Origin of the sequence: Micromonospora palythoicola, assembly GCF_036689795.1 — a bacterium.
Taxonomy (GTDB): Bacteria; Actinomycetota; Actinomycetes; order Mycobacteriales; family Micromonosporaceae; genus Micromonospora; species Micromonospora palythoicola.
On the sequence record NZ_JBAGKI010000088.1, the window covers coordinates 1 to 22,580 of the forward strand.

Consider the following 22,580-nt stretch of genomic DNA (forward strand, 5'->3'; position numbering starts at 1 on the left):
CCCCCCCCCGGCCCCGCGCCGCCCCGCGGCGCGGGCCCGGTGCATACGTTGAGCGCGTCAGCCCCGCCTGCTGGGGAGGCTGGCGGCCCGGTGACCTGCCTGGCCACCGCACCAGTGCCGACAGATCGCCGACCCCCATCCCCGTCGTGTGAAGGAAACGCGTGCCCACCGAGCAGAGCGAGCTGGCTCCGCCGCACACCCCGACCGAGACCGCCAGCTCCACCCGGGCACGTCGCCGCCCGCTGATCACCGCCCTGGCCGCCCTGCCGGTGGCCTGGCTCCTGCCACTCGCCGCGACCGCCGTCGACGCCCGCTGGGCACTGCCCCCGCTGATCCTGGTGGCCACCGCCAGTCTGCTGCGTGGCGGCCGTACCCTGCTCGACCGGCTGCTGCTCGCCACGCTCCTGCTCATCTGTCTCACCGCCGCCGCCGGGCTGCTCTTCGCCCGCTGGCCCTGGGGGATGGCCCCGGTTCCGGTGGCCGGCACCGCCCTGACCGCCCTCATCCTGGCCGCCGTGCTCACCGGCCGACGCCCCACGCTGCCGCGTCCCGCCTGGCCCGACCTGTTCCCCCTGCTGGGCGTCGCCGCGCTTGTGGGCTACCTGGCGCAACCGGTGCTGCGTGCCGACGACCACCTCGGACAGTTCACGATCCTCGCCAGGGGTGAGGACTACCTGCGCCACCTCACCCTCGTCGATGTGATCGGCCGGCACGGTGGCTACGTCTTCGTCGACCCCGACGCGGTCCGCGAACACCTCCTCTCCCTGCTGGTCTACTACCCGCAGGGCTGGCACCTGCTCGTCGCCCTGCTCAACGGCCACCTCACCCCGCCCGGCACCGCACCGGCCGGCGTGGACGCCGTGCAGCCGTTCCTCTGGTGGAACATCGCCGGATTCGGCCTCTTCGCGCTCACCCTGCTCTGGGCCGCGCACCGGCTACCCGGCCCACTGCACCCGCTGAGCCGAGGCGTGCTCACCGTCGTCGTCGGCGCACTCCTGCTCGGCACCCAGATGCCCCGGATGCTGCTCTCCGGGTACCCCACCGAGACCCTCGGGCTGACCCTCACCGTCGCTCTGGCCGTCCTCGTCGCCCGGCCGGTCACCTCCCTACGGGAACACCTTCTGCTGCTCGGCGCCCTGCTCGTGGGCATCGGCTACACCTACTACCTGTTCCTGCCCGCCGCGGCCGTCATCGTGTTCGGCGCGCTGCTCGCCCATCGCCGTGAGCTGCCGCGCGTCCGCGGCACCGCGTTGACCGTCGGAGTGGCCACCGCCCTGCTCTCCCCGCTGCCGAGCCTGCTCGGCGTGTTCCGCGCCAACCAGACCGAGTCGCTCACCGCCACCGTCGGACCGGACCTCACCGAGACCTGGCTGGCCCTTGGCGGCCTCGGCGCGCTCGTCGTACCGGCGCTGCTGGTGCACGCCGTACGGCTCGGTCGACGCGATCCCGCCTGGCGCCGCTGGTTGTCGATCCTGCTGGTCAGCGTCGCCCTCACCCTGGGCATCGGCCAGGCCAGCGTCAGCCTCGGCGGCGAGCCCGGCTACTACTTCAACAAGGCCGGGCACCTCACCACCGTGCTGCTGATCGTCGGCGTCGCCGCCGTGGCACGGCTGCTGCCGGTGCCGTACCCTCGCCGCCCGGCCCGTGTTGCCGCAGCCGCTCTCGTCGCCGTGGCCGTCGCCACCGCGACGGTGCTGCTCGTCGGCGTCACCGGCTGGCACCGCAGCCTGCTCGTCGTCGACACGCCGACCTGGGCGCAGCGCTGGGCGCACCAGCAGATCGACCCGCCCACCCGGCCGGCGGTGGTCTGCGACACGGTCAACCGGCGCTATCCGCCCGTCGACGGGACCACCACGCTCATCCTCGACCGCAGTCCCTACGGCTCGTACCTGGCGAACATCTGCGTCTCCACCATGCAGGGCACCACCGCACAGACCGAATCCGGCATCTACGACATGGTCTTCGTCGAACCGGACCGGACCGCGCAGATGCTCGACCGCACGCCCGGCCGGATCCGACTGATCGTCACCACCGACGGCGCGCGGGTCCGGGTCAACCGGTTGATGCGGGCCGACCCGGAACTGCGCGACCGGATCACCGTCGAGCTTCTGATCCTCGACGAAACGCGACCCTGACCGGCCGACCCGAGGCATCCCGGCTGACCGCCACGCCCCGGGTCGGCCGGGCGGCGACTACGCTCGACATGACGGGGGACCGGTCAGGCAAACGAAGCGGGTAGGTCGATGAGCGTTAGACGAATCATGGGCACCGAGGTCGAGTACGGCATCTCCGTGCCCGGCCAGGCCGGCGCCAACCCGATGGTCACCTCCTCGCAGGTGGTCAACGCCTACGGTGCCCGACCGGAACTGAACCGCGGTGGCCGGGCCCGGTGGGACTACGAGGAGGAGTCACCGCTGCGGGACGCCCGCGGTTTCACCTACTCCGGCGCGGCGTACGACCCGGCCGAGGCGCTCGCCGACGAGGACCTCGGCCTGGCCAACGTGATCCTGACCAACGGCGCCCGGCTCTACGTCGACCACGCGCACCCGGAGTACTCCACCCCCGAGGTGACCAACCCCCGCGACGTGGTCCGCTGGGACAAGGCGGGCGAGCGGGTGATGGCGGAGGCGGCGCGGCGGGCCGCCACGATCCCCGGCACCGCACCGATCCACCTCTACAAGAACAACACCGACAACAAGGGCGCCAGCTACGGCGCACACGAGAACTACCTCATGCGCCGGCAGACGCCGTTCGCCGACATCGTGGCGTACCTGACGCCGTTCTTCGTCACGCGACAGATCGTCTGCGGCGCCGGCCGCGTCGGCATCGGCCAGGACGGCGGCCAGAGCGGCTTCCAGATCTCCCAGCGCGCCGACTTCTTCGAGGTCGAGGTGGGCCTCGAGACCACCCTCAAACGGCCGATCATCAACACCCGCGACGAACCGCACGCCGACGCGGACAAGTACCGCCGCCTGCACGTCATCATCGGCGACGCGAACCTCTCGGAGATCTCCACCTATCTCAAGGTGGGCACCACCGCGTTGATCCTCACGATGATCGAGGAGAAGGCGCTCGGCCCGGACCTCGGCATCGCCGACCCCGTCGGCGAGCTGCGCGCGGTCAGTCACGACCCGTCGCTGTCGCATCTGATGCGGCTGCGCGACGGGCGTCGGCTCACCGCGATGGACGTGCAGTGGGCCTACCTGGAGCGGGTGCGCGCGTTCGTCGACGACCGCTACGGCAACGACGTCGACGAGCAGACCGCCGACGTGCTGGACCGGTGGGAGAACGTGCTCGACCGGCTGGGGCGCGACGTGATGCTCTGCGCCGACGAGCTGGACTGGGTGGCGAAGCTGCGGCTGCTGGAGGGTTACCGGGAGCGGGAGAAGCTCGGCTGGGGTTCGCACAAGCTCCAGCTGGTCGACCTGCAGTACTCCGACGTACGACCGGAGAAGGGCCTCTATCACCGGCTGGTCTCTCGTGGATCGATGAAGACGCTGCTCAGCGACGAGGAGAGCCGCACGGCGATGACGGAGCCGCCCGAGGACACCCGGGCCTACTTCCGCGGCCGCTGCCTCGCCCAGTACGCCTCGGAGGTGGTCGCCGCCAGCTGGGACTCGGTGATCTTCGACGTCGGTCGGGAGTCGCTGGTGCGGGTGCCGATGATGGAGCCGGAGCGGGGCACCCGGCGGCACGTCGGAGAGTTGTTCGACCGCTGTGCCAGCGCCAAGGATCTGCTGGAGACCCTGACCGGCGGCTGACCCACCGGTTCCCGTGCATCAGCTCTCCGTCCCCCGCGCGCCGGTACCGGCGCGCGGGGGACGTTTCGTCGCTCCCGCGAGGTAAGTTCATCGCAGGGAGATCGTGGAGGAGGCAACGATGGCCACTCGTGACAGCGGCGGTCAGTCGCAGTCGGGCAAGGCCCGTCAGGGCGAAGAGGTCGAGGACGTCACCGTCGAGGCGAACCCGGAGGTCGCCGAGCGGCACGCCGAGATCACCGAGGACGTCGACGACCTGCTCGACGAGATCGACTCCGTCCTCGAGGAAAACGCCGAAGAGTTCGTGAGAGGTTACGTGCAAAAAGGGGGTCAATGAGGCATATGTCCGATCCGCCCATTAGGTCGGACAAGGCGTACCCACGATGCCGACGAAGGCTGCCCCCTCACCACTCGGAAGGCCAGCGGACGGCACAGTTACTGCAAACCCTGCCACAACGCACGGGGCAAGGAGACCGCCCAACGGCTGTACGGCGGCACCCGTGAATACCACCTGCGGCGGCGGTACGGCATCGGGCAGAAGGAGTTCGACGAGCTGCTGGCCGAGCAGGGCGGGGTCTGCGGGGTGTGCGGTGACCCCGATCCGGAACATGTGGACCACGATCATCGCACCGGGTGGGTGCGCGGGATACTCTGCTTCAACTGCAACGGTGGTCTTGGCCAGTTCCGTGACAGTCCGACGAGGCTGGCCAGGGCCGTCACGTACCTGAGAGGAACCACGTGGCAGCGGGTTTTGATCCATCCGGGCGTCTTCCAGATGTGTTCACCAACGCGGGGACGTCCTCCTTCACGGCATTCCTGAGCAAGGTGGCCCCCGAGATGCTGCCGGGCCGTCGGGCGCTGCCCCCGGGCATGGCCGCCGACCTGGCCCCGCACGCCACCACGATTGTGGCCATCGCCGCGGCCGGTGGTGTCGTGATGGCCGGTGACCGGCGGGCCACCATGGGCAATCTGATCGCCCAGCGGGACATCGAGAAGGTGCACCCCGCCGACGCGTACTCGCTCGTGGGCATCGCCGGCACCGCCGGCATCGGCATCGAGCTGATGCGGCTGTTCCAGGTGGAGCTGGAGCACTACGAGAAGATCGAGGGCGCGATGCTCTCGCTCGACGGCAAGGCCAACCGGCTCGCCTCGATGATCCGCGGCAACCTGGGCGCGGCGATGCAGGGGCTGGCGGTGATTCCGTTGTTCGCCGGCTTCGACCTGGCGGCCAGCGACCCGGCTCGGGCCGGCCGGATCTTCAGTTTCGACGTCACCGGCGGCCCGTACGAGGAGACTGGCTACGACGCGATCGGCTCGGGTTCGCTGTTCGCCAGGTCGGCGTTGAAGAAGCGGTTCCGGACCGGGCTGTCCGTGGACGACGCGGTGCGGTTGGCGGTGGAGGCGCTCTACGACGCGGCCGACGACGACACCGCGACCGGTGGACCCGACCTGACCCGCCGGATCTACCCGGTGGTGATGACCGCGACGGCGGAGGGCACGCACCGGCTGACCGACGCGGAGACGTCGGCGATCGCGGAGAGCGTCGTCGCCGGTCGGATGGAGAATCCGGGCGGCTGAGCCGCCCGTCCGCAGCTGATCCCGTTTCCCCGAGTACCGCCGAAGGAGAGCCGCCGCCGTGGCCATGCAGTTCTACGCCTCGCCCGAGCAGATCATGCGCGACCGTTCCGAGTTGGCCCGCAAGGGCATCGCTCGGGGACGCAGCGCGGTGGTCGTCAGCTACGCCGGTGGGGTGCTCTTCGTTGCCGAGAATCTCTCCAGCACCCTGCACAAGGTCAGCGAGATCTACGACCGGATCGGTTTCGCCGCCGTGGGGCGGTACAACGAGTTCGAGAACCTGCGCCGGGCGGGTGTGCGGATGGCCGACCTCAACGGTCTGAGCTACGACCGTCGGGACGTCACCGGTCTGGCGTTGGCCAACTCGTACGCGCAGATTCTCGGCGCCATCTTCACCGAGCAGTCCAAGCCGTTCGAGGTGGAGATCTGCGTGGCGGAGGTCGGTGCCACGCCGGGGGAGGACTCGCTGTACCGGTGCACCTATGACGGGTCGGTGACCGACGAGCCGGGCCGGATGGCGATGGGCGGTCAGGCCGAGGCGATCTCCGGGGTGTTGAAGTCGCACCACCGGCCGGACATGTCGCTCGGCGATGCGGTGAAGGTGGCGGTGCAGGCGCTGGGCAGCGTCGGCGGTGAAGGCGGTGCCGCCCGTACGATCGCCGGCGATCAGCTGGAGGTGGCGATCCTGGACCGCAACCGGGTGGGTCGCACCTTCCGACGGATCACCGGGGCCGCGTTGACCGGGCTGCTGGACGGCGACGCGGCCGGCGAGGCGGCGGCGGAGGGCGACCGGGCGCAGACCCCGACGACGCCGACCGAGGAGGGGCACAAGCCGACCACCTCGGCCGGCTCCGCGGACCTGGAGGACAAGCCGGGCGACAAGTCCGACACCTGATCGTGATCCGAGCGGTGACGGCGTCCGAGCGGTTTCGACCGGTCGGGCGCCGCGTCGTTCGGAACCCGACCGGGCCGACGGTGCGCTGAGTCCGCCTGCTCCGGCTGGACTGGATCAGCGGCGGGCGAGCAGCGGCCGCACGAGTGCCCACCAGACCGTGGCGACCGCGTTGAAGACGCCCGTCCCGGGTGGGGCCGCCACGTTCGACGGGGCGACGCGGGCGGTCATCAGATGGGCGAGAACGCCGTCGCCGACGGTGCGTTCGGCCCGCAGACGTCGCCGACGGGCGCGTACCCAACCGCGGTGCCGCCACAGCCAGGCCCAGCCCCGGGTCTTCTGCCGCCCCCAGCCGCCAGCCAGCGCGGCGGCGAGCATGGCGACCTCGGTGAGCAGCAGCATCGGCGCCAGCAACACCAGGGTCCGGCCCTGATACGCGGTGAGCAGGGTGAGTAGTCGGTTGCGTTCGACCAGGTAGAGCTTGAGATCGTTGCGGGAGAACTCGTAATGGTGCCGGACCACGGCGTCGGGCACGTACTGCAGCCGTAGGCCGCGCTGCCACAGCCGCAGGCTGAGTTCGGTGTCCTCGTGGTAGGCGAAGTACTCGTCGGCGAAGCCGTCGAGGTCTGCCCAGCGGTGGCGGCTGATGACGAAGCAGCAGCCGCTCAGCGAGGGCACCACGGTGCGCCGGGCGTGGGCGCTGGCGGGTTCGCCGTTGCCGCCGGCCCAGGACAGGCCGGTGAAGTGCAGCGGATTGCCCGAGGTGTTGATCAGGTCGGGGTCGTGGGCGAGCCGGATGGAGGCCATGGCGGCGCCGACACCGGGCTCGGCGGCCACCGCGACGACCTTGGCGAGGGCGTCGGGAGCGACGATGGCGTCGGAGTTGACGAAGGCCAGCCAGTCGCCGGTGGCCTCGGCGGCACCGATGTTGCAGCCGCCGGAGTAGCCGGTGTTCGCCTCCGGCCGCAGGACCCGTACGCCCGGCAGGCCCTTGACCACGTCAATGCCGTCGCCGGTGCAGCCGTTGTCGACCACGACGAGGTCGATGTCGACTCCGGTGCTGGCCAGTACGGCCCGGGCGGCGTCGACCAGCCAGGGTTCGGCACCGTAGGCGAGCATCACGGCGGTGACGCGGGGCGGTCTCATGGTGTTCCTCCGCTGGTGGTGGCGGGCACCGGGGCCGCGACCGGTGGTGCGGGTGGTGCCGTCCGCCGGCGGCGCAGCAGGGCCACCATGACGGCGGCGGCCACCACGGAGCCGACGGTGTAGCCGAGTTCGACGCGCAGCGCGACGGGCAGTGGGGGCAGGGTCGCGACGGCCAGCGCGGCGACGCCGACGGTCCAGGCCAGGGCCTGGGCGTGGTGCCGGTCGCGGGCCAGCAGCGCCTGGCCGAGCACCATCGCCCACAGGTAGGCCAGGGTGGCCACCGACAGCCAGGCGAAGTCGCCGTGGCCGAGGACGTCCGGGGTGTCGAAGAGGGCCCGCACGAGCCATGGACCGAACAGGGCGGCGAGGATGCCACCGAGGGCCCCGAGGGCGGTGACGACGGCCAGGGACCGGCGGAGCAGCGTACGGAAGGCCGGTTCGTCGCCGATGGCGGCGGCGGTGGACAGGCCGGGCAGCAGCGCGGCCTGCATCGAGCCGAACACGAACAGGGGTATGCGGACCAGCACCAGCGCGGAGAGCAGTGCGCCGGCGGTGGCGACGTCGGTCGGGTCGAGCAGCCGTACGTTGATCACGCCGACGTTGACGACCACCTGGGCGAGCAGGCTGGAGACGGTGAGCAGGGTGAGGCCGCGGAGCAGGGGTGGCCAGGGGACCGCCGGTCCGCGGCCGATCGTCCGGACGATCGGTGCGGCGGTCAGCGCGACGGCGGCCAGTGGGGCCGCGACCAGCACCAGCGCGTAGGCCACGGGTGAATCCACGCCGGTGAGGGCGAGGATGGCGACCAGGCCGATGCGCAGCCCGCCGTCGAGGCCGAGTTGGGTGCCGTACCAGCCGAAGCGGCGCAGGCCGGAGAGCACCCCACGGGTGGTGTGCGCCACCGCCAGCGCGGCCAGTGCGCCGCCGAGGGCGGGCACCATCGCGGGGTCGCCGTCGAAGAGCCGCTCGGTGAGCAGGTCGGCGGCGCCGACGGTGAGCACGAGCAGCAGGCCGAGTACGGCGGCGGCGACGGCGGCGCCACGGGCCAGTACCGGTCCGGGCGGCAGGCCACGGGTGTGCCGGGCCGCGACGAGCCGGGCGACCTCCTGTTCCACGGGAAAGAACACGCCGATACCGAGGGTGAACACGACGGACCAGAGCACCGACAGCGAGGAGTAGTCGGCGGCGTCGAGGTTGTGCCCGGCCAGGGCGAGGTGGACGTACGCGGCCAGCCCGACCACGGCCAGTCCGATGCCGACGCCGACGGTGCCGGGCGGGACGAGACGGAGCAGGCGGCGCATCACCGGCGGATGAGGGCGAGGGTGAGCACGGCCACGGCCCGGCCGAGGTAGATCATCGCCTTGGCGGGGGAGTGACTGGGCGTGCCGGCCATCCGGCGGCGCATGGCGACCGGCACCTGCTGGATCCGGTAGCCGCGACGGGCGGCGTGCACGAGCGTCTCGACGGTGTCACCGAGATACTCGGCGGGGTACCAGCGGGCGAACATCTCGATCATTCGTCGGTTGGCCGCCCGGAAGCCGCTCGTGGTGTCGGTGAGCGTGGTGCCGGCCAGGCCGGACAGCACCAGCGACAGCATGCCCATCGCCCAGCGGCGCGGGCCGCGTACCGTGTATTCGCCCTCGCCGGCGAACCGGGCCCCGATGACCAGGTCATAGTCGTCGAGCAGGTCGACGAGCTTCGGTACGTACCGGGGGTCGTGCTGCCCGTCGGCGTCGACCTGTACCGCGACGTCGTATTCCTGGTCGTGGGCGTAGCGGTAGCCGAGCCGCATGGCGCCACCGACGCCGAGGTTGTACGGCAGTCGGGCGACGCGGGCACCGGCGGCGGCGGCGACGGCGGCGGTGTGGTCGGTGGAGCCGTCGTCGACGACGAGCACGTCGACGCCGGGCAGTTCGCCGCGGATCTCGCTGACGACGTCGCCGATGGAGGCAGCTTCGTTGAGCGCCGGAATGATGATGAGCAGCCGCTTGCCGTTAACCATCGTGGGACACCATCTCGGCCCGGTCCAGCCGTCGGGTCCACTCCGCCCGTTCCGCCCGTTCGGCCTCGACTTCGGCGCGGAGCAGGGCGAACTCCTCGGCGAGGGTGCGGGTCTCCTCCTCCAGCGCGCTGACCTCCCAGCTGAGGTGGATGCAGACCAGCAGGAGGAAGACGATGCCGAGGAAGAGCACCAGGCTGACCCCGGAGGCGACACCGAGTAGGTCCGCGACGCCGTCGAGCAGCCGGGGGAACAGCGAGAGCGGGATCACCACGAACAGCAGGCCGAGCCAGAGCATGCCGTACTTCTCGCGCAGTTGCCGACGGCGCAGCAGCTCGACGATTGTGCCCAGCAGGATCAGGCCGGTCAGGCCGGTGACGAGGGTGAGCTTCATACGACCTTCCACGGGGAGGGTGGAGCGGCGGGGGCGAACGCGTCGACCAGGGCGGCGTCCCAGTCCGGCAGGGACGGCAGCCCGGCCTCGGCCCACCGGCCGTGCCCTAGCACACTGTACGTCGGTCGGGGGGCGGGTCGCACGAATCGGGCACTTGTGGTGGGTCGGATCCGGTCCGGGTCGAGCCCGTGCCGGGCGAACACGGCGCGGGCCAGGCCGTACCAGGTGGTCTCGCCGGAGCAGGTGCCGTGGTAGATCCCGGGGGCGGCGCGTCCGGCGTGGGCGGCCTCGGCGAGCGCGACCAGGTGCCGGGCCAGTGCGTGGGACCAGGTCGGCTGCCCGCGCTGGTCGTCGACGACGTCGAGGGTGTCGCGGCGGTCGGCCAGGTCGAGCACGGTGGTGACGAAGTTGCGGCCGTGGGTGCCGTAGAGCCAGGCGGTCCGCACCACGTATCCGGTGTCGGGCAGCAGCCGGGTCACGGCCTGTTCGCCGATCAGTTTGCCGCGACCGTACGCGTTGAGCGGGGCGGTCGGCGCGTCCTCGGGGTACGGCGTGGTGGCGGTGCCGTCGAAGACGTAGTCGGTGGACAGGTGCAGCAGGCGGGCGCCGTGCGCGGCGCAGGCGGTGGCGAGGTGGGCGACGGCGTCACCGTTGACGGCGGTGGCGGACGACTCGTGTGTCTCGGCGCCGTCGACGTCGGTCCAGGCGGCGGTGTTGACCACCACGTCGTGGCCGGCGACGGCGGCGTGCACGGCGGCGGGGTCGGTGATGTCCAGGTCGGCGCGGGTGGCGGGGGTGACCTGGTGGTCCGGCCGAGCTTCGACGACGTCGACCAGGTCGCGTCCGAGCATCCCGCCGGCCCCGGTGACCAGGAACCTCATACGTTCGCCGTCTTCAGCGGTTCCCACCAGGCGCGGTTGTCCCGGTACCACCTGACGGTGTCGGCGAGTCCGGTGTCGAGGGTGATGCTGGGGGCGTACCCGAGCTCGTTGCTGATTTTTGTGATGTCGAGGGAGTAGCGGCGGTCGTGTCCCTTGCGGTCGGCGACGGGGGTCACCTGGTCCCAGCCGGCGTCGCAGGCGTCGAGCAGCCGGGCGGTCAGGTCCTTGTTGGTGAGTTCGGTGCCGCCGCCGATGTGGTAGACCTCGCCGGCGCGACCCTTGTGCTGGACGAGGGCGATGCCGCGGCAGTGGTCGTGCACGTGCAGCCAGTCGCGTACGTTGCCGCCGTCGCCGTAGAGCGGGACGGGGTGTCCGTCGAGGAGGTTCGTGACGAACAGCGGGACGACCTTCTCCGGGTACTGGTAGGGCCCGTAGTTGTTGGAGCAGCGGGTCACCACCACGGCGAGGCCGTGGGTGCGGTGGTAGGCCAGGGCGAGCAGGTCGGAGCCGGCCTTCGACGCCGAGTAGGGGGAGTTGGGGGCCAGCGGCCAGTCCTCGGACCAGGAGCCGTCGGCGATGGAGCCGTAGACCTCGTCGGTGGAGACGTGCACGAACCGGGCCACGCCGTGGCGTAGCGCGGCGTCGAGCAGGTTCTGGGTGCCGAGGACGTTCGTGGTGACGAAGGGTGCGGCGCCCGCGATGGAGCGGTCGACGTGGGACTCGGCGGCGAAGTGGACGACCACGTCGTGCCCGGCGACGGCCTCGTCGACCGCCTCTGGGTGACGGATGTCACCATGGACGAACCGCAGCCGGGGGTCGTCGGCCACCGGCGCGAGGTTTGCCAGGTTGCCGGAGTAGGTCAGCGCGTCGAGCACGGTGACCTGGGCCGGTTCCACCGCCGGTACGCCCGCCGCGCTGCCGCCGGGGACGCCGAGCAGCGTCCGGACGTATTCCGAGCCGATGAAGCCGGCGCCGCCGGTGACCAGGATCCTCACGGGTCCGGAAGTCTACGCGAAACGGCCACATCCGCAGCGCAGGCGACGCGCGGCGGTCCGTCCGGTTGCCGGTAGGCTCGCCCGGATGCGTGGAATCCTGCTCGCCGGTGGCACCGGAAGCCGGCTGTGGCCGATCACCCGGGCGGTGTCGAAACAGCTGATGCCGGTCTTCGACAAACCGATGATCTACTACCCGCTCTCCACCCTGGTGATGGCCGGGATGTCCGAGATCCTGGTGATCACCACACCGGAGGAGCAGGGCCAGTTCCAGCGGCTGCTCGGCGACGGCAGCCAGTTCGGGTTGCGGCTGGAGTACATCGCCCAGCCTCGGCCGGAGGGCATCGCGCAGGCGTTCGTGCTGGGCGCGGATTTCATCGGCGACGAGTCGGTGGCGTTGATCCTCGGCGACAACATCTTCCACGGGGTGGGTCTGGGTCGGCAGCTGGCCGCGGCCGGTGATCCGGTCGGTGGCCGGATCTTCGCGTACCCGGTGGCCAACCCGCAGGCGTACGGCGTGGTGCATTTCGACGCCGACGGCCGGGTGCTGTCGATCGAGGAGAAACCGCAGCGCCCGACGTCCCGGTACGCGGTGCCCGGCCTGTACTTCTACGACAACCGGGTGGTGGAGATCGCCCGGGGGCTCACCCCCAGCGCCCGGGGCGAGCTGGAGATCACGGCGGTGAACGAGGCGTACCGGCAGTGGGGTGAGCTGTCGGTCACCGTGCTCGACCGGGGGACCGCCTGGCTGGACACCGGCACCTTCACCTCGCTGATGCAGGCCGCCGAGTTCGTCCGGGTGATCGAGGAACGACAGGGCATGAAGATCGGCTGCGTGGAGGAGGCCGCCTGGCGGGCCGGGCTGATCGACGACGCGCGGTTGCGCGCCCTGGCCGAGCCGCTGACCCGCAGCGGCTACGGCGACTACCTGCTCGATCTGCTCACCGGTGGGCGGCAGGAGCCGACCGGCGAGTTCGGCGGGGCGGGGGTGGCCCGGTGAAGCTGCGGCCGCTGAGCGTCGAGGGTGCCTGGGAGATCACCCCGCAGCAGCACGGCGACCCGCGTGGGCTGTTCCTGGAGTGGTACCGCTTCGACCGGTTGGCCGAGGCGGTCGGGCATCCGCTGCGACTGGCCCAGGGCAACCTGTCCGTATCCGCCCGTGACGTGGTGCGCGGTATCCACTTCGCCGACGTACCACCGGGGCAGGCGAAGTACGTCACCTGCGTCCGGGGGGCGGTGCTCGACGTGGTCGTCGACCTGCGGGTCGGCTCGCCCACCTTCGGCCGGTGGGAGGGCGTGCGGCTGGACGACGTGGACCGGCGCGCGGTCTACCTGGCCGAGGGGCTGGGTCACGGCTTCTGCGCGTTGACCGACGACGCCACCCTCAGCTACCTCTGCTCGACCACGTACAACCCCTCGGCCGAGCACGCGGTGCACCCGCTCGACGAGGAGCTGGGCATCGACTGGCCGGCGACCGTGCCGCAGTTGTCCGCCCGCGACGCCGCCGCGCCCACCCTGGCGCAGGCCCGGTCGGCCGGGCTGCTGCCGGAGTACGACACCTGCCGGCGGTACGTCGCGACCCTCGCCGCCACGGCGGGTTCCACCGACGGCTGAGGTCGGCACGTGCCCCGACAGTGACGAACAGGGCCTCCGTACGGCTAATGTCTCATCATGGAACGGCGAATCTTCGGTCTGGAGACCGAGTACGGCGTCACCTGTACCTACCGCGGACAGCGGCGGCTGTCCCCCGACGAGGTGGCCCGGTACCTCTTCCGCCGGGTCGTGTCCTGGGGCCGGTCGAGCAACGTGTTCCTGCGCAACGGCGCACGGCTCTACCTGGACGTCGGCTCGCACCCCGAGTACGCCACCCCGGAGTGCGACTCGGTGGTCGACCTGGTGGCCCACGACCGGGCCGGTGAGCGGATCCTGGAGGGGCTGCTCATCGACGCGGAGAAGCGGCTGCACGACGAGGGCATCGCCGGCGAGATCTACCTGTTCAAGAACAACACCGACTCGGCCGGCAACTCGTACGGCTGCCACGAGAACTACCTGGTGTCCCGGCACGGTGAGTTCGGCCGGCTGGCCGACGTGCTGATCCCGTTCCTGGTCACCCGGCAGCTCATCTGCGGTGCCGGCAAGGTGTTGCAGACGCCGCGTGGGGCGGTCTACTGCCTGTCCCAGCGGGCCGAGCACATCTGGGAGGGGGTCTCCTCGGCCACCACCCGCAGCCGCCCGATCATCAACACCCGGGACGAGCCGCACGCCGACGCGGAACGGTACCGCCGGCTGCACGTCATCGTCGGCGACTCCAACATGAACGAGGTCACCACGCTGCTGAAGGTCGGCACCGCCGACATCGTGCTGCGGATGATCGAGGGTGGCGTGGTGATGCGCGACCTCACCCTGGAGAACCCGATCCGGGCGATCCGGGAGGTGTCGCACGACATCACCGGCCGGCGGAAGGTACGGCTGGCCTCGGGCAAGGAGATCAGCGCCCTGGAGATCCAGCAGGAATATCTGGCCAAGGCCACCGAGTTCGTCGAGCGCCGGGGCGGCGACCAGACCGCCAAGCGGGTGGTCGAGTTGTGGGGCCGGGTGCTGCGGGCGGTCGAGACCGGCGACCTGGAACCGGTCTCCCGGGAGATCGACTGGGTGACCAAGCTGCGCCTGATCGAGCGTTACCAGCGCAAGCACGACCTGCCGCTGTCGCACCCCCGGGTGGCACAGATGGATCTGGCGTACCACGACCTGCGCCGGGGGCGGGGCCTCTACGCGTTGCTGGAGCGGCGCGGCGAGGTGGACCGGGTGGCCACCGATCCGGAGATCTTCGAGGCGAAGGAGACACCGCCGCAGACGACCCGGGCCCGGCTGCGCGGCGAGTTCATCCGGCACGCCCAGGAGAAGCGGCGGGACTTCACCGTCGACTGGGTGCACCTGAAGCTCAACGACCAGGCGCAGCGGACCGTGCTCTGCAAGGATCCGTTCCGGGCGTACGACGAACGGGTGGAGCGGCTGATCGCCAGCATGTGACAGGGTCGACCGGGGCCGTGCCGACCGGCCGGCCCCGGGTAGGCTGGCCAGGCCATGATTTTTCCTGAACCGCCCACCCCGGGCGATCAACGGCAGAGCTGGCTCGAACGCCGCCGCGACAAGATCCGCGACGAGATCGAGCGTAACCGCCGTGGCGAGTACACCGTGCCCACCTGGGTGCTGGCCCTGGCTCTCGTCCTGATCGTCGGTGCCTGGGCCGCCCTGGTCATCTTCGCCTGAGGCGCGCGGGGCGGTCGCGCAGGTCGTCTCGTCAACCCGCGGCCGGTGCCGGGGGTGGCTGCGCCGTCAGGCGGGCGGCGTGCCGGCCGGCCGCTGCGGTGGCCAGGAAGTAGGCGTGGTCGGCGTCCAGCCCGCGTCCCATCGTCGACAACGGCACCGGACTGCGGCGCAGCGCCGCGTCCAGCCCGGCGGTGTCCACCCGCACCAGCGTGTGCCGCTGCGCCAGCGGTTCCACCGCGGCGTCGACCTCGGCGGCCAGCACGGGGTCCAGACCGTCGGGCACCACCAGCTCCGCGCGAGCCAGCGCCACCCGGCCGTACGCGGTGAGGCTGTGGTGCGACACGCCACGGTGCCGGGGACGCGGGTCGGCGGCGGAGATCCGCAGCGAGCCGACCGGGCGTCCACCGAGCGTGGCGACGGCGTTCACCGCCTCGCCGACGGCCACCCCGGAGAATCCCCAGCGGGTGCCGGTGCCGAGATTGCCCGGGCCCTGCGCCACCACCGCGACGTCCGCGCCGAGCACGTGCCGGGCGGCGAGCAGCCCGCTGTGCAGCGTCGAGGCCTCCAGATCACCCCCGAACGCCTGCCCCACGCTGATCGTGCCGACAAGCTCGTCGCGCAGTCCGGCGAGGGTGCGGGAGAACCAGGCGGGCAACGCCCCGCCGTCGGTGAGCAGGTACGCCACCCGCGCCCGCGGCGCGTCGGCTCGGATGCCGGCCAGGATCGCCGGCAGCGCGGAGTGCAGGTCGGCGGTCACCACCGGTAGACCGGCCAGGTCGTCGGCGGCCGCCAGCGTCGCCCGGTGCGGTGACGCCTCCTCGTCGACGCCGAGCAGGATCGGCTGCAACGGGGTGTAGCGGGCCTTGACCAGATGACCCGCGTCGCGGGAGTCGATCGCCTGCGGCGGATCCGGCGGCAACCGGTCCGGCAGCGCCACCACCAGGGCGTACCCCCCGGTACCCAGACCCATCAGCAGCGCACCGGCGTTGAGCAGCACCCGATCGCCCGGCTCGGGCTCACCGACCAGCGCCGGATAGGCCAGCGCCCGCATCGAGCCGCCGCCGTCCACCTCGACGTCCAGCTCCACCGCGCCGGCCCACCGCCGACGCACCCCCACCACCGCACCTGCCCGCCACCGCACCACCCCCGCACGCTAACCCCCCACCCCCCGCACCCCTCGCCCCACCCCGTCGATCTTGCACTTTCTGCCCCCGCGTAGCACAACAAAAGCGGCATACCGGCGACCACAAGTGCAAGATCGACGAGAAGGGGGAATTGGAGGTGGGGTGGGTGGCGTGGGGTGGCTGTGTGGGGGGTCAGGGCTGCTAGCGTCTACGGGGTGTCACGTAGTCGCACCGAACGGCTGGTCAACCTGGTGATCTGCCTGCTGTCCACGCGGCGGTTCCTGACCGCCGCGCAGATCGCCGCGACCGTGCCCGGTTACGAGCACGATCCGGACGACGCCCGCGAGCACGAGGCCTTCCAGCGCAAGTTCGAGCGGGACAAGGCCGAGCTGCGGGAGCTGGGCGTGCCGCTGGAGACCGGGACGGCGAGCGCCTTCGACGCGGAGCCCGGGTACCGGATCGCCCACCGGGAGTACGCGCTGCCCGACATCCCTCTCCAACCCGACGAGGCGGCCGCCGTGGGCATCGCCGCTCGACTGTGGCAGCACGCCGGCCTGGCCGCCGCCGCCTCGTCCGGGCTGGCGAAGCTGCGCGCCGCCGGCGTGGACGTGGATCCGCAGGCCACCCTCGGGCTGGAGCCGATGGTCACGGTCGACCCGGCGTTCGCGCCGCTGACCGCCGCCGCCCGTGACCGGCGGGAGGTCCGCTTCGACTACCGGGTGCCGGACCGCGACGCGCCCGCCCGGCGCCGCCTGCAACCGTGGGGAGTGGTCTGCTGGCGGGGCCGGTGGTACGTGGTCGGCCACGACCTGGACCGCGACGCCACCCGCTGCTTCCGACTCTCCCGGGTGGTGGGCCCGGTGCGGGCCACCGGCGAGCCGGGTGCCTACCAGCCGCCGACCGGCGTCGACCTGATCAGTCACGTGGCCCGCTGGTCCGGCCCGGTCGAGCGACCCGGCCGGGCGACCGTGCTGGTCACCCCGGGCCGGGCCGCCGGGTTGCGTCGCTGGGCGGTGGAGGTCACCGCCGGGCCCGACGCGGACCGGCTGGTGCTGCCGTACGGCGACGCCTGTTCGCTGGCCGGTCACCTCGTCGGCTACGGGCCCGACGTGCGGGTGGTCGACCCGCCCGAGGTGCGGGAGGCGGTCATCCAGCGGCTGAAGGAGATCGCCGCCCGACACGACTCGCTGGCGGTGGTCCGGTGAGCCGGCGGGACGAGCCGGCGCGCCGCGCGGCGGTGCGCGGAGGGTGGTCCTGGTGAGCGGTGTGGCGCCACGGGCCGGTTCCCGGGCCTCGGCGGACCGGCTGGCCCGGCTGCTGAACCTGGTGCCGTACCTGCTTGCCCGGCCCGGGATCGAGATCGCCGAGGCGGCCGGTGACCTGGGTGTCACCGAGCGGCAGCTGCGCGAGGACCTGGAGCTGTTGTGGGTCTGCGGGCTGCCCGGGTACGGCCCGGGCGACCTGATCGACATGGCCTTCGACGGTGACCGGGTGACCATCACCTACGACGCGGGCATCGACCGGCCGCTGCGGCTCACCCCGGACGAGGCGCTGGCGCTGGTGGTGGCGTTGCGGATGCTCGCCGAGACGCCCGGGGTGGCGAACCGGGAAGCGGTCGAGCGGGCCCTCGCGAAGATCGAGGACGCGGCCGGTGACCTGGTCGCCGCGCCGGTCGAGGTGCGGCTGCCCGGTGACACCGGGCGGGTGGAACAGTTGCGGGCCGCCGTGGAGGGCGGTCGCGCGCTGCGGATCACGTATTACACGCCCGCCCGGGACGAGACCACCGAGCGGGTCATCGACCCGCTGCGGGTGCTGATGATCGGTGGCCGGACGTACGTGGAGGCGTGGTGCCGCCGCGCCGAGGCGGTGCGGCTGTTCCGGGCCGACCGGATCGACGCGGTGACCGCGCTGGCCGAACCCGCCGTGGTACCCCCGCAGGCCCAGCCGCACGACCTGCGTCACGGTGCGTTCCGGCCCTCGCCCGACCTGCCCCTGATCACGTTGCGGATCGGTCGGGGCGAACGGTGGATCACCGAGTACTACCCGTGTGAGCGGGTGGAGTCCGACGGCGAGCGGTGGTTGGTGTCGCTGCGCGTCACCGATCTCGGTTGGGCCCGTCGGTTCGTGCTGGGTCTCGGCCCGGACGTCGAGGTCGTCGCACCGGCCGAGCTGGCCGAGCAGATCCACGAGTCGGCGGTGGCGGCCCTGGAGGCGTACGCCCACCCGGTGCCGGCCGGCGCGGACCCGGCGGCGGCCGGCGACAGGCGGTAGGCTGGCCGGCGTGCTGAAGTGGATCGTGCTCGCGCTCGTGCTGGTGCCGTTGGTTCTGCTCGCGCTGGCGGTACGACCCGTGCTGGCGCGACTGCCCCGGCTGCGCCGGGCGGCGCTGGCGCTGCAGCGACGGGCCGACGAGGCGACCGCGCTGCGCGAGGCGGCGGAGAGTCTCCAGCAGCGGGCGGAGGGCTTGCAGAGCCGGCTTGAGACGACCCAGCAGCGGCTCACCGTGATCAAGGCGCGTCGCGGCGACTGAGGCCCGTCCACCGGCGTCACGTCCCGCGCGGTGCGCATTCCTGCCCGTACGGTGCGTTCTGCTGCACGCGGCGTCGCGGCTTCGCGCAGAATGATCCAGCCGCACGGTTGACGGGACACTCGCGGTTGGCCGAGACTTCACCCGCCGGGACGAACCACCACCGCCCCGGCGGGTGGCAACGGCCTTCGTCGCACGTACGATGGGCTGCGGAACCACCCTCATCGACACAGTGCGACTGGAGCCCTCCATGCATGCCCTCAAGCCCTGGCACATCGCCGTACTCGTGGTCGTGCTGATCCTGCTCTTCGGCGCGAAGCGGCTCCCCGACGCCGCCCGGTCCCTCGGCCGCTCGCTGCGGATCATCAAGGCCGAGACGAAGAGCCTGGCCGACGACGACCGCGACCTCGCCGGCAAGGCCGACGCGCAGGCCGGCTACCAGCCGTACCCGCCGCAGCAGCCGGCGCCGCAGCAGCAGCCCTACCAGGGCACCGTGCAGCAGCCGGTCGTCGACCCGGTGCAGCGCGTCCGCGAGAACTGACCCCCGGGTCCGGTAATCGTGGCCTTCGGACTCCGCAAGCGCGGACCGAGCAGCTTCGAGCGGGCCGCCGACGGCTCGATGACCCTCGTCGAGCACATCCGCGAGCTACGCAACCGGCTGTTCAAGGCGTCGCTGGGCATCCTGATCGGCTTCGGCTTCGGTCTCTGGCTGGCCGGCCCCGTCCGTGAGTTGCTGTCTCAGCCCTACTGCCAGTTGCCCGGCAGTCAACTGCCCGACGGCCGGTGCAACTTCGTCCAGCTCGGTCCGGCGGACCTGTTCCTGCTGAACCTGAAGATCGGTCTGTGGGTCGGTCTGATCCTCGCCGCGCCGGTCTGGCTCTACCAGCTGTGGGCCTTCATCGCACCGGGCCTGCACCGTCACGAGCGGCGGTACGCGTACGCCTTCACCGCCCTGGCCGCACCGTTGTTCGCGGCCGGTGCCGTGCTGGCGTACTTCGTCGCCTCGAAGGGGCTGGAGTTCCTGCTGGAGATCTCCGGCGATGACATCAACACCACGCTCGACATCACCCGCTACATATCGTTCATCACCAACCTGATCCTGATGTTCGGGGTGGCGTTCGAGTTTCCGTTGATCGTGCTGATGCTCAACTTCGTCGGCATTGCCAGCGCGAAGCGGTTGCTCAGCTGGTGGCGGGTCGCCGTGTTCGTCTTCTTCGCCTTCTCGGCGGTGGTCACCCCCACGCCGGATCCGTTCGGCATGAGCGCGCTGGCGTTGTGCCTGTGCGCGCTCTATTTCGCCGCGGTCGGCGTCGCGTTCCTCAACGACAAGCGCCGGGGACGCGGCAAGGAGATCTATGCCGGCATCGACGACGACGAGGTCTCCCCGCTGGAGTTCGACCGGGAGCCGGTCGAGGCGGGGCAGCGGGTCGACGCCAGCGGCCCGATCGACGCCCCCGCACCTGTCGCCGCGCCGGCTCCGATCGACCGACGGTATGACGACGTGACCTGACGCGCGACGTGTGACGGATGAACGCGGCAAGCCTTCCCCGGGTGGAAGGCTTGCCGCGTTTTCGGTGACCGCGATCGGCGATGGAACCCCGGTGCGGCCGCACCGGTTACCCGACAGCAGCGCCACCGTCAGCCGGAGAGTCGGCAATCCGTCAACCGGTTGCTCACGGTCAGCGACGGGGTAAGGGGCTGAATACGATAAGTCGACGTTCCCGGCGAGAGAGAGGCTCAGTGCGTCGTCCGACGTTCCGCCGTCCGCCCGCCGTCCGGCGGGGGCCCGACGCCTCACCAGCGCGCCCAGCGGTCGCCGTCGCCCGTCTCGCCATCATGGGAGCCGCCGCCGTGGGCGTCGGCCTGCTCATCGGTGCCCTGTCGAGCGATCCGGCCAGTGCGGACAGCGCCGGTCTGCCCTCGGCCGGCGCGGATCGGCACGAGCGCGAACGCGACCGGCCCGCCTCGCCCCTCGACGAACTGGTCACCGGCCTCGTCGAACGTCCGGACGTCCGGCGTTCCGGCGAGGACCGGAGTTCGACGCGGAGCTTGCCGGTCACCGGTCGGCGGGATGACGACCGCCGTGCCGACAAAGGCGGGGCGCGTAGTGGCCGTCCGGCGCAGCCACCAGCGACCGCGCGTACCGGTCGGGTGTCGACGCCCGACGGTCCGTCCGCCGACCGGTCACCGGGCAGCCGCTCACCGGCTGACCGGTCCCTGACCAGCCGCCCACCGGGTGACCGTGCGGTGGCTGCCCGGACGCCGCGCGACCGGTCGTCGAAGGGCTCCGGCTCGGTCGGGCATACGCTGGTGACGCCGCCGAGCCGGTCGGCCGCGCCGATCGTCGGCGACCGGCCTCCGGCGCCGGAAGCCGGCCCGGCGCTGCCGTCCCTGCCGGAAGCCGGCCCGGCGCTGCCGCCCCTGCCGGAGGTGACCCGGGCCGCGACCGGCCTGGTGCCTCCGCCCGTCCCGGCCCTGCCCGCGACGGGCCTGACAGAGCTGCCCGCGACGGGGCTGACGGCGCTGTCCGCGACGGGCCTGACGGTGCTGCCCGGGACGGATGCCGTCATCGTGCGAGCGCAGGCTGTTCTGCGACCGGTGCTGGTCACGGCCGTCGCGGCGGTGGGGTCCGGGGTGGCAACGGCGGCGACGCAGCTCACGCAGCTCACGCAGCTCACGGACCGGGTCACCGGCACGCTTCCCGTCCTGCCGCCAGGTTCCGCCGCCGGGCCGTACACCGGGGGTGGACCGACGTCGTGGACGTCGACAAGTGACCCTGTCGCAGGTGTGCCGCCGCCGGCTCTGTCGCAGGCACCAGATCCGCCACCCGCCGCGGCACCGAGGGCCACATCGCCGCGCGAGGTGACGCCGGCCGTGCCCATGGCCGGGGTGGGGCTCGGGTGGCATCGATCCTCCGCCGGTATCTCTGGCGCCGGATCCGGGTCGACGCCGGCACCGACCCGCCTACCGCAGCGTCCTCATCCGCCCGCTGGCGACGGTGTCACGGGTGCCGACGGCGGCCCCGCCCCACTGCGGGGAATGGTCCTCGACGGGTGCCAGGTGCCGCCGACAGCCAACGCTCGGACCGATGTCCCCGCGCCCCGCAGGTACGCGGGCCGTTTCCCCGGAGTGAGCGCCCGACCCGGCTGAGTCCGCCCTGACCCGCCCGCGCCGCCGGGATTCCACCGGCTGGTCGCCCGGCGTGGTCGTACGGGTGCCCGGGGCCGTCGTGTGGCCGACGTCCCCCGGGCCGGGCCCAGTCCGTTCGCGCGTGGCCGACCTGCGGGGTCCCGTCCAGGGGACCGGCAGCCGCTACGCCACGCGTACCTCAGATCGGAGCTACGTGGTGATCCGCGTTGTGATTGGCGAAAGTATGGGTCTGCTGCGCAGTGCGTTGTGCGCGGCACTGGCGGGTGAGGAGGACATCGAGGTCGTCGCCGAGGCGACGGGCATCGGTGACCTGCCCGCGTTGGTACGTCGACACCTGCCGGACGTGGTGCTTGTGGACCTCGCGTCCGGTGTTCCCGAGCCGGTGGCAGTGATCACCGAGATCACCGGGGCGGCACCCGCGACAGCGGTGCTGGCCCTCAGTGACCGGTGGAGCCGGGGCCTGGTGACGGAGGCGTTGACGGCCGGAGCGCAGGGGCTGGTCGGCAAGGACGAGCCGCTGCACGAGCTGGTCCGGACGGTGCGGGCGCTCGCGGTGGGGGAGCGGGTCATCGACGTGACCGCCGCCGCGACAGCGCTGCGGCCCGCCACGGGCCCGCTGACGCCTCGGGAGGCCGAGGTGCTGCGGATGGCCGCCGAAGGGCTGCCGCTCAAGGAGATCGCCCACCGGTTGTTCCTGGCGCACGGCACGGTGCGTAACCACCTGTCGGCGATCATGCGCAAGACCGGTGCCCGCAACCGGATGGAGGCGGTCCTGCTCGCGCGCCGTGACGGCTGGATGTGACCGTGGCTGGGGCCGCCGCGCGGCGGCCCCAGCCGACCGTCGCCCGCCCGACGGGCGAAACCGGCCCGGGCGG

Annotated in this window: 23 protein-coding genes; 16 read left to right on the forward strand and 7 right to left on the reverse strand. The window is 72.0% G+C overall.

All coding sequences use genetic code 11. The features are described 5' to 3' along the window. The first annotated feature begins 161 nt into the window (after positions 1–161). The 6 genes from V5O40_RS25525 (at position 162) to prcA (ending at position 6,228) form a co-directional block, all read left to right on the forward strand. A complete protein-coding gene (locus V5O40_RS25525) occupies positions 162–2,135 on the forward strand; it encodes a hypothetical protein (RefSeq protein WP_332907827.1) in 1,974 nt (657 codons plus the stop codon). Positions 2,136–2,243: 108 nt separating this feature from the next. Next, positions 2,244–3,761 carry a depupylase/deamidase Dop gene (gene dop, locus V5O40_RS25530; RefSeq protein WP_348650772.1) on the forward strand — a complete coding sequence of 506 codons (1,518 nt, stop codon included), beginning with the start codon at positions 2,244–2,246 and terminating at the stop codon, positions 3,759–3,761. A 118-nt stretch (positions 3,762–3,879) separates the two neighbouring features. Further along, complete coding sequence (locus tag V5O40_RS25535) at positions 3,880–4,095, forward strand: ubiquitin-like protein Pup (protein WP_164446970.1); 216 nt, start codon at positions 3,880–3,882, stop codon at positions 4,093–4,095. A gap of 219 nt (positions 4,096–4,314) precedes the next feature. Beyond that, positions 4,315–4,578 (forward strand): endonuclease VII domain-containing protein, encoded by a 264-nt coding sequence (locus tag V5O40_RS25540; RefSeq protein WP_332907842.1) that lies wholly within the window; start codon positions 4,315–4,317, stop codon positions 4,576–4,578. After that, positions 4,497–5,336, forward strand: coding sequence for a proteasome subunit beta (gene prcB, locus V5O40_RS25545; protein WP_269741473.1), 840 nt, complete (start codon positions 4,497–4,499; stop codon positions 5,334–5,336). Before V5O40_RS25540 ends, prcB begins: the two co-directional genes overlap by 82 nt. Before the next feature lie 58 nt (positions 5,337–5,394). Further along, the gene (gene prcA / locus V5O40_RS25550) at positions 5,395–6,228 is read left to right on the forward strand and encodes a proteasome subunit alpha (protein ID WP_269741474.1); all 834 of its coding nucleotides are present in this window, start codon (positions 5,395–5,397) and stop codon (positions 6,226–6,228) included. A gap of 114 nt (positions 6,229–6,342) precedes the next feature. Here the strand turns inward: prcA and V5O40_RS25555 are convergent, their stop codons facing one another. From V5O40_RS25555 to rfbB, 6 genes are read right to left on the reverse strand one after another with little or no spacing between them, the layout of a single operon-like run. Next, a complete protein-coding gene (locus V5O40_RS25555) occupies positions 6,343–7,371 on the reverse strand; it encodes a glycosyltransferase family 2 protein (protein ID WP_332907828.1) in 1,029 nt (342 codons plus the stop codon). Further along, positions 7,368–8,669 carry a lipopolysaccharide biosynthesis protein gene (locus V5O40_RS25560; protein ID WP_332907829.1) on the reverse strand — a complete coding sequence of 434 codons (1,302 nt, stop codon included), beginning with the start codon at positions 8,667–8,669 and terminating at the stop codon, positions 7,368–7,370. The genes V5O40_RS25555 and V5O40_RS25560 overlap by 4 nt, the downstream gene beginning before the upstream one ends. Continuing rightward, positions 8,669–9,370 (reverse strand): glycosyltransferase family 2 protein, encoded by a 702-nt coding sequence (locus V5O40_RS25565; RefSeq protein WP_332907830.1) that lies wholly within the window; start codon positions 9,368–9,370, stop codon positions 8,669–8,671. The genes V5O40_RS25560 and V5O40_RS25565 overlap by 1 nt, the downstream gene beginning before the upstream one ends. After that, positions 9,363–9,761 (reverse strand): DUF2304 domain-containing protein, encoded by a 399-nt coding sequence (locus V5O40_RS25570; RefSeq protein WP_332907831.1) that lies wholly within the window; start codon positions 9,759–9,761, stop codon positions 9,363–9,365. Before V5O40_RS25570 ends, V5O40_RS25565 begins: the two co-directional genes overlap by 8 nt. Further along, positions 9,758–10,642: a dTDP-4-dehydrorhamnose reductase gene (gene rfbD, locus V5O40_RS25575; RefSeq protein WP_332907832.1), complete on the reverse strand. Its 885-nt coding sequence runs from the start codon at positions 10,640–10,642 to the stop codon at positions 9,758–9,760. The genes V5O40_RS25570 and rfbD overlap by 4 nt, the downstream gene beginning before the upstream one ends. Further along, positions 10,639–11,637 carry a dTDP-glucose 4,6-dehydratase gene (gene rfbB, locus V5O40_RS25580; protein WP_332907833.1) on the reverse strand — a complete coding sequence of 333 codons (999 nt, stop codon included), beginning with the start codon at positions 11,635–11,637 and terminating at the stop codon, positions 10,639–10,641. Before rfbB ends, rfbD begins: the two co-directional genes overlap by 4 nt. 85 nt (positions 11,638–11,722) lie before the next feature. On the opposite strand from rfbB, the gene rfbA reads away from it, so the two are divergent. From rfbA to V5O40_RS25600, 4 genes are read left to right on the forward strand one after another with little or no spacing between them, the layout of a single operon-like run. After that, positions 11,723–12,634: a glucose-1-phosphate thymidylyltransferase RfbA gene (gene rfbA, locus V5O40_RS25585; RefSeq protein ID WP_332907834.1), complete on the forward strand. Its 912-nt coding sequence runs from the start codon at positions 11,723–11,725 to the stop codon at positions 12,632–12,634. Beyond that, the gene (locus tag V5O40_RS25590; protein ID WP_332907835.1) at positions 12,631–13,248 is read left to right on the forward strand and encodes a dTDP-4-dehydrorhamnose 3,5-epimerase family protein; all 618 of its coding nucleotides are present in this window, start codon (positions 12,631–12,633) and stop codon (positions 13,246–13,248) included. Before rfbA ends, V5O40_RS25590 begins: the two co-directional genes overlap by 4 nt. Positions 13,249–13,305: 57 nt before the next feature. Beyond that, on the forward strand, positions 13,306–14,664 hold the full coding sequence (pafA, locus tag V5O40_RS25595) for a Pup--protein ligase (protein WP_164446958.1): 1,359 nt from the start codon (positions 13,306–13,308) through the stop codon (positions 14,662–14,664). Between the two features lie 54 nt (positions 14,665–14,718). Further along, entirely contained in the window at positions 14,719–14,904 is a 186-nt protein-coding gene (locus V5O40_RS25600) for a hypothetical protein (protein ID WP_332907836.1), read from the forward strand. Positions 14,905–14,935: 31 nt separating this feature from the next. Here V5O40_RS25600 and V5O40_RS25605 read toward each other — a convergent pair whose 3' ends face one another. Beyond that, positions 14,936–16,048, reverse strand: coding sequence for a DUF3866 family protein (locus tag V5O40_RS25605; protein WP_332907837.1), 1,113 nt, complete (start codon positions 16,046–16,048; stop codon positions 14,936–14,938). 195 nt (positions 16,049–16,243) lie between these two features. Here V5O40_RS25605 and V5O40_RS25610 point away from each other — a divergent pair, with 195 nt between their 5' ends. The 6 genes from V5O40_RS25610 (at position 16,244) to V5O40_RS25635 (ending at position 22,507) form a co-directional block, all read left to right on the forward strand. Continuing rightward, positions 16,244–17,233, forward strand: coding sequence for a helix-turn-helix transcriptional regulator (locus V5O40_RS25610; protein WP_332907838.1), 990 nt, complete (start codon positions 16,244–16,246; stop codon positions 17,231–17,233). A gap of 61 nt (positions 17,234–17,294) precedes the next feature. Continuing rightward, complete coding sequence (locus V5O40_RS25615; protein WP_408631948.1) at positions 17,295–18,299, forward strand: helix-turn-helix transcriptional regulator; 1,005 nt, start codon at positions 17,295–17,297, stop codon at positions 18,297–18,299. Positions 18,300–18,309: 10 nt separating this feature from the next. Further along, a complete protein-coding gene (locus V5O40_RS25620) occupies positions 18,310–18,558 on the forward strand; it encodes a hypothetical protein (protein WP_093405953.1) in 249 nt (82 codons plus the stop codon). A 247-nt stretch (positions 18,559–18,805) separates the two neighbouring features. Continuing rightward, a complete protein-coding gene (gene tatA / locus V5O40_RS25625; protein ID WP_269741486.1) occupies positions 18,806–19,096 on the forward strand; it encodes a Sec-independent protein translocase subunit TatA in 291 nt (96 codons plus the stop codon). Positions 19,097–19,114: 18 nt separating this feature from the next. Beyond that, positions 19,115–20,065 (forward strand): twin-arginine translocase subunit TatC, encoded by a 951-nt coding sequence (gene tatC, locus V5O40_RS25630; RefSeq protein ID WP_332907840.1) that lies wholly within the window; start codon positions 19,115–19,117, stop codon positions 20,063–20,065. A gap of 1,848 nt (positions 20,066–21,913) precedes the next feature. Further along, a complete protein-coding gene (locus tag V5O40_RS25635; protein ID WP_332907841.1) occupies positions 21,914–22,507 on the forward strand; it encodes a response regulator transcription factor in 594 nt (197 codons plus the stop codon). Positions 22,508–22,580 lie beyond the last annotated feature (73 nt).

Excerpts from the sequence above, each read along its gene's own strand:
- V5O40_RS25560 (WP_332907829.1), bottom strand. The coding sequence starts at position 8,669 with ATGCGCCGCCTGCTCCGTCTCGTCCCGCCCGGCACCGTCGGCGTCGGC.
- V5O40_RS25565 (WP_332907830.1), bottom strand. The coding sequence starts at position 9,370 with ATGGTTAACGGCAAGCGGCTGCTCATCATCATTCCGGCGCTCAACGAA.
- V5O40_RS25535 (WP_164446970.1), top strand. The coding sequence starts at position 3,880 with ATGGCCACTCGTGACAGCGGCGGTCAGTCGCAGTCGGGCAAGGCCCGT.
- pafA (WP_164446958.1), top strand. The coding sequence starts at position 13,306 with ATGGAACGGCGAATCTTCGGTCTGGAGACCGAGTACGGCGTCACCTGT.
- V5O40_RS25570 (WP_332907831.1), bottom strand. The coding sequence starts at position 9,761 with ATGAAGCTCACCCTCGTCACCGGCCTGACCGGCCTGATCCTGCTGGGC.
- rfbD (WP_332907832.1), bottom strand. The coding sequence starts at position 10,642 with ATGAGGTTCCTGGTCACCGGGGCCGGCGGGATGCTCGGACGCGACCTG.
- tatA (WP_269741486.1), top strand. The coding sequence starts at position 18,806 with ATGCATGCCCTCAAGCCCTGGCACATCGCCGTACTCGTGGTCGTGCTG.
- V5O40_RS25600 (WP_332907836.1), top strand. The coding sequence starts at position 14,719 with ATGATTTTTCCTGAACCGCCCACCCCGGGCGATCAACGGCAGAGCTGG.
- V5O40_RS25555 (WP_332907828.1), bottom strand. The coding sequence starts at position 7,371 with ATGAGACCGCCCCGCGTCACCGCCGTGATGCTCGCCTACGGTGCCGAA.
- rfbA (WP_332907834.1), top strand. The coding sequence starts at position 11,723 with ATGCGTGGAATCCTGCTCGCCGGTGGCACCGGAAGCCGGCTGTGGCCG.
- dop (WP_348650772.1), top strand. The coding sequence starts at position 2,244 with ATGAGCGTTAGACGAATCATGGGCACCGAGGTCGAGTACGGCATCTCC.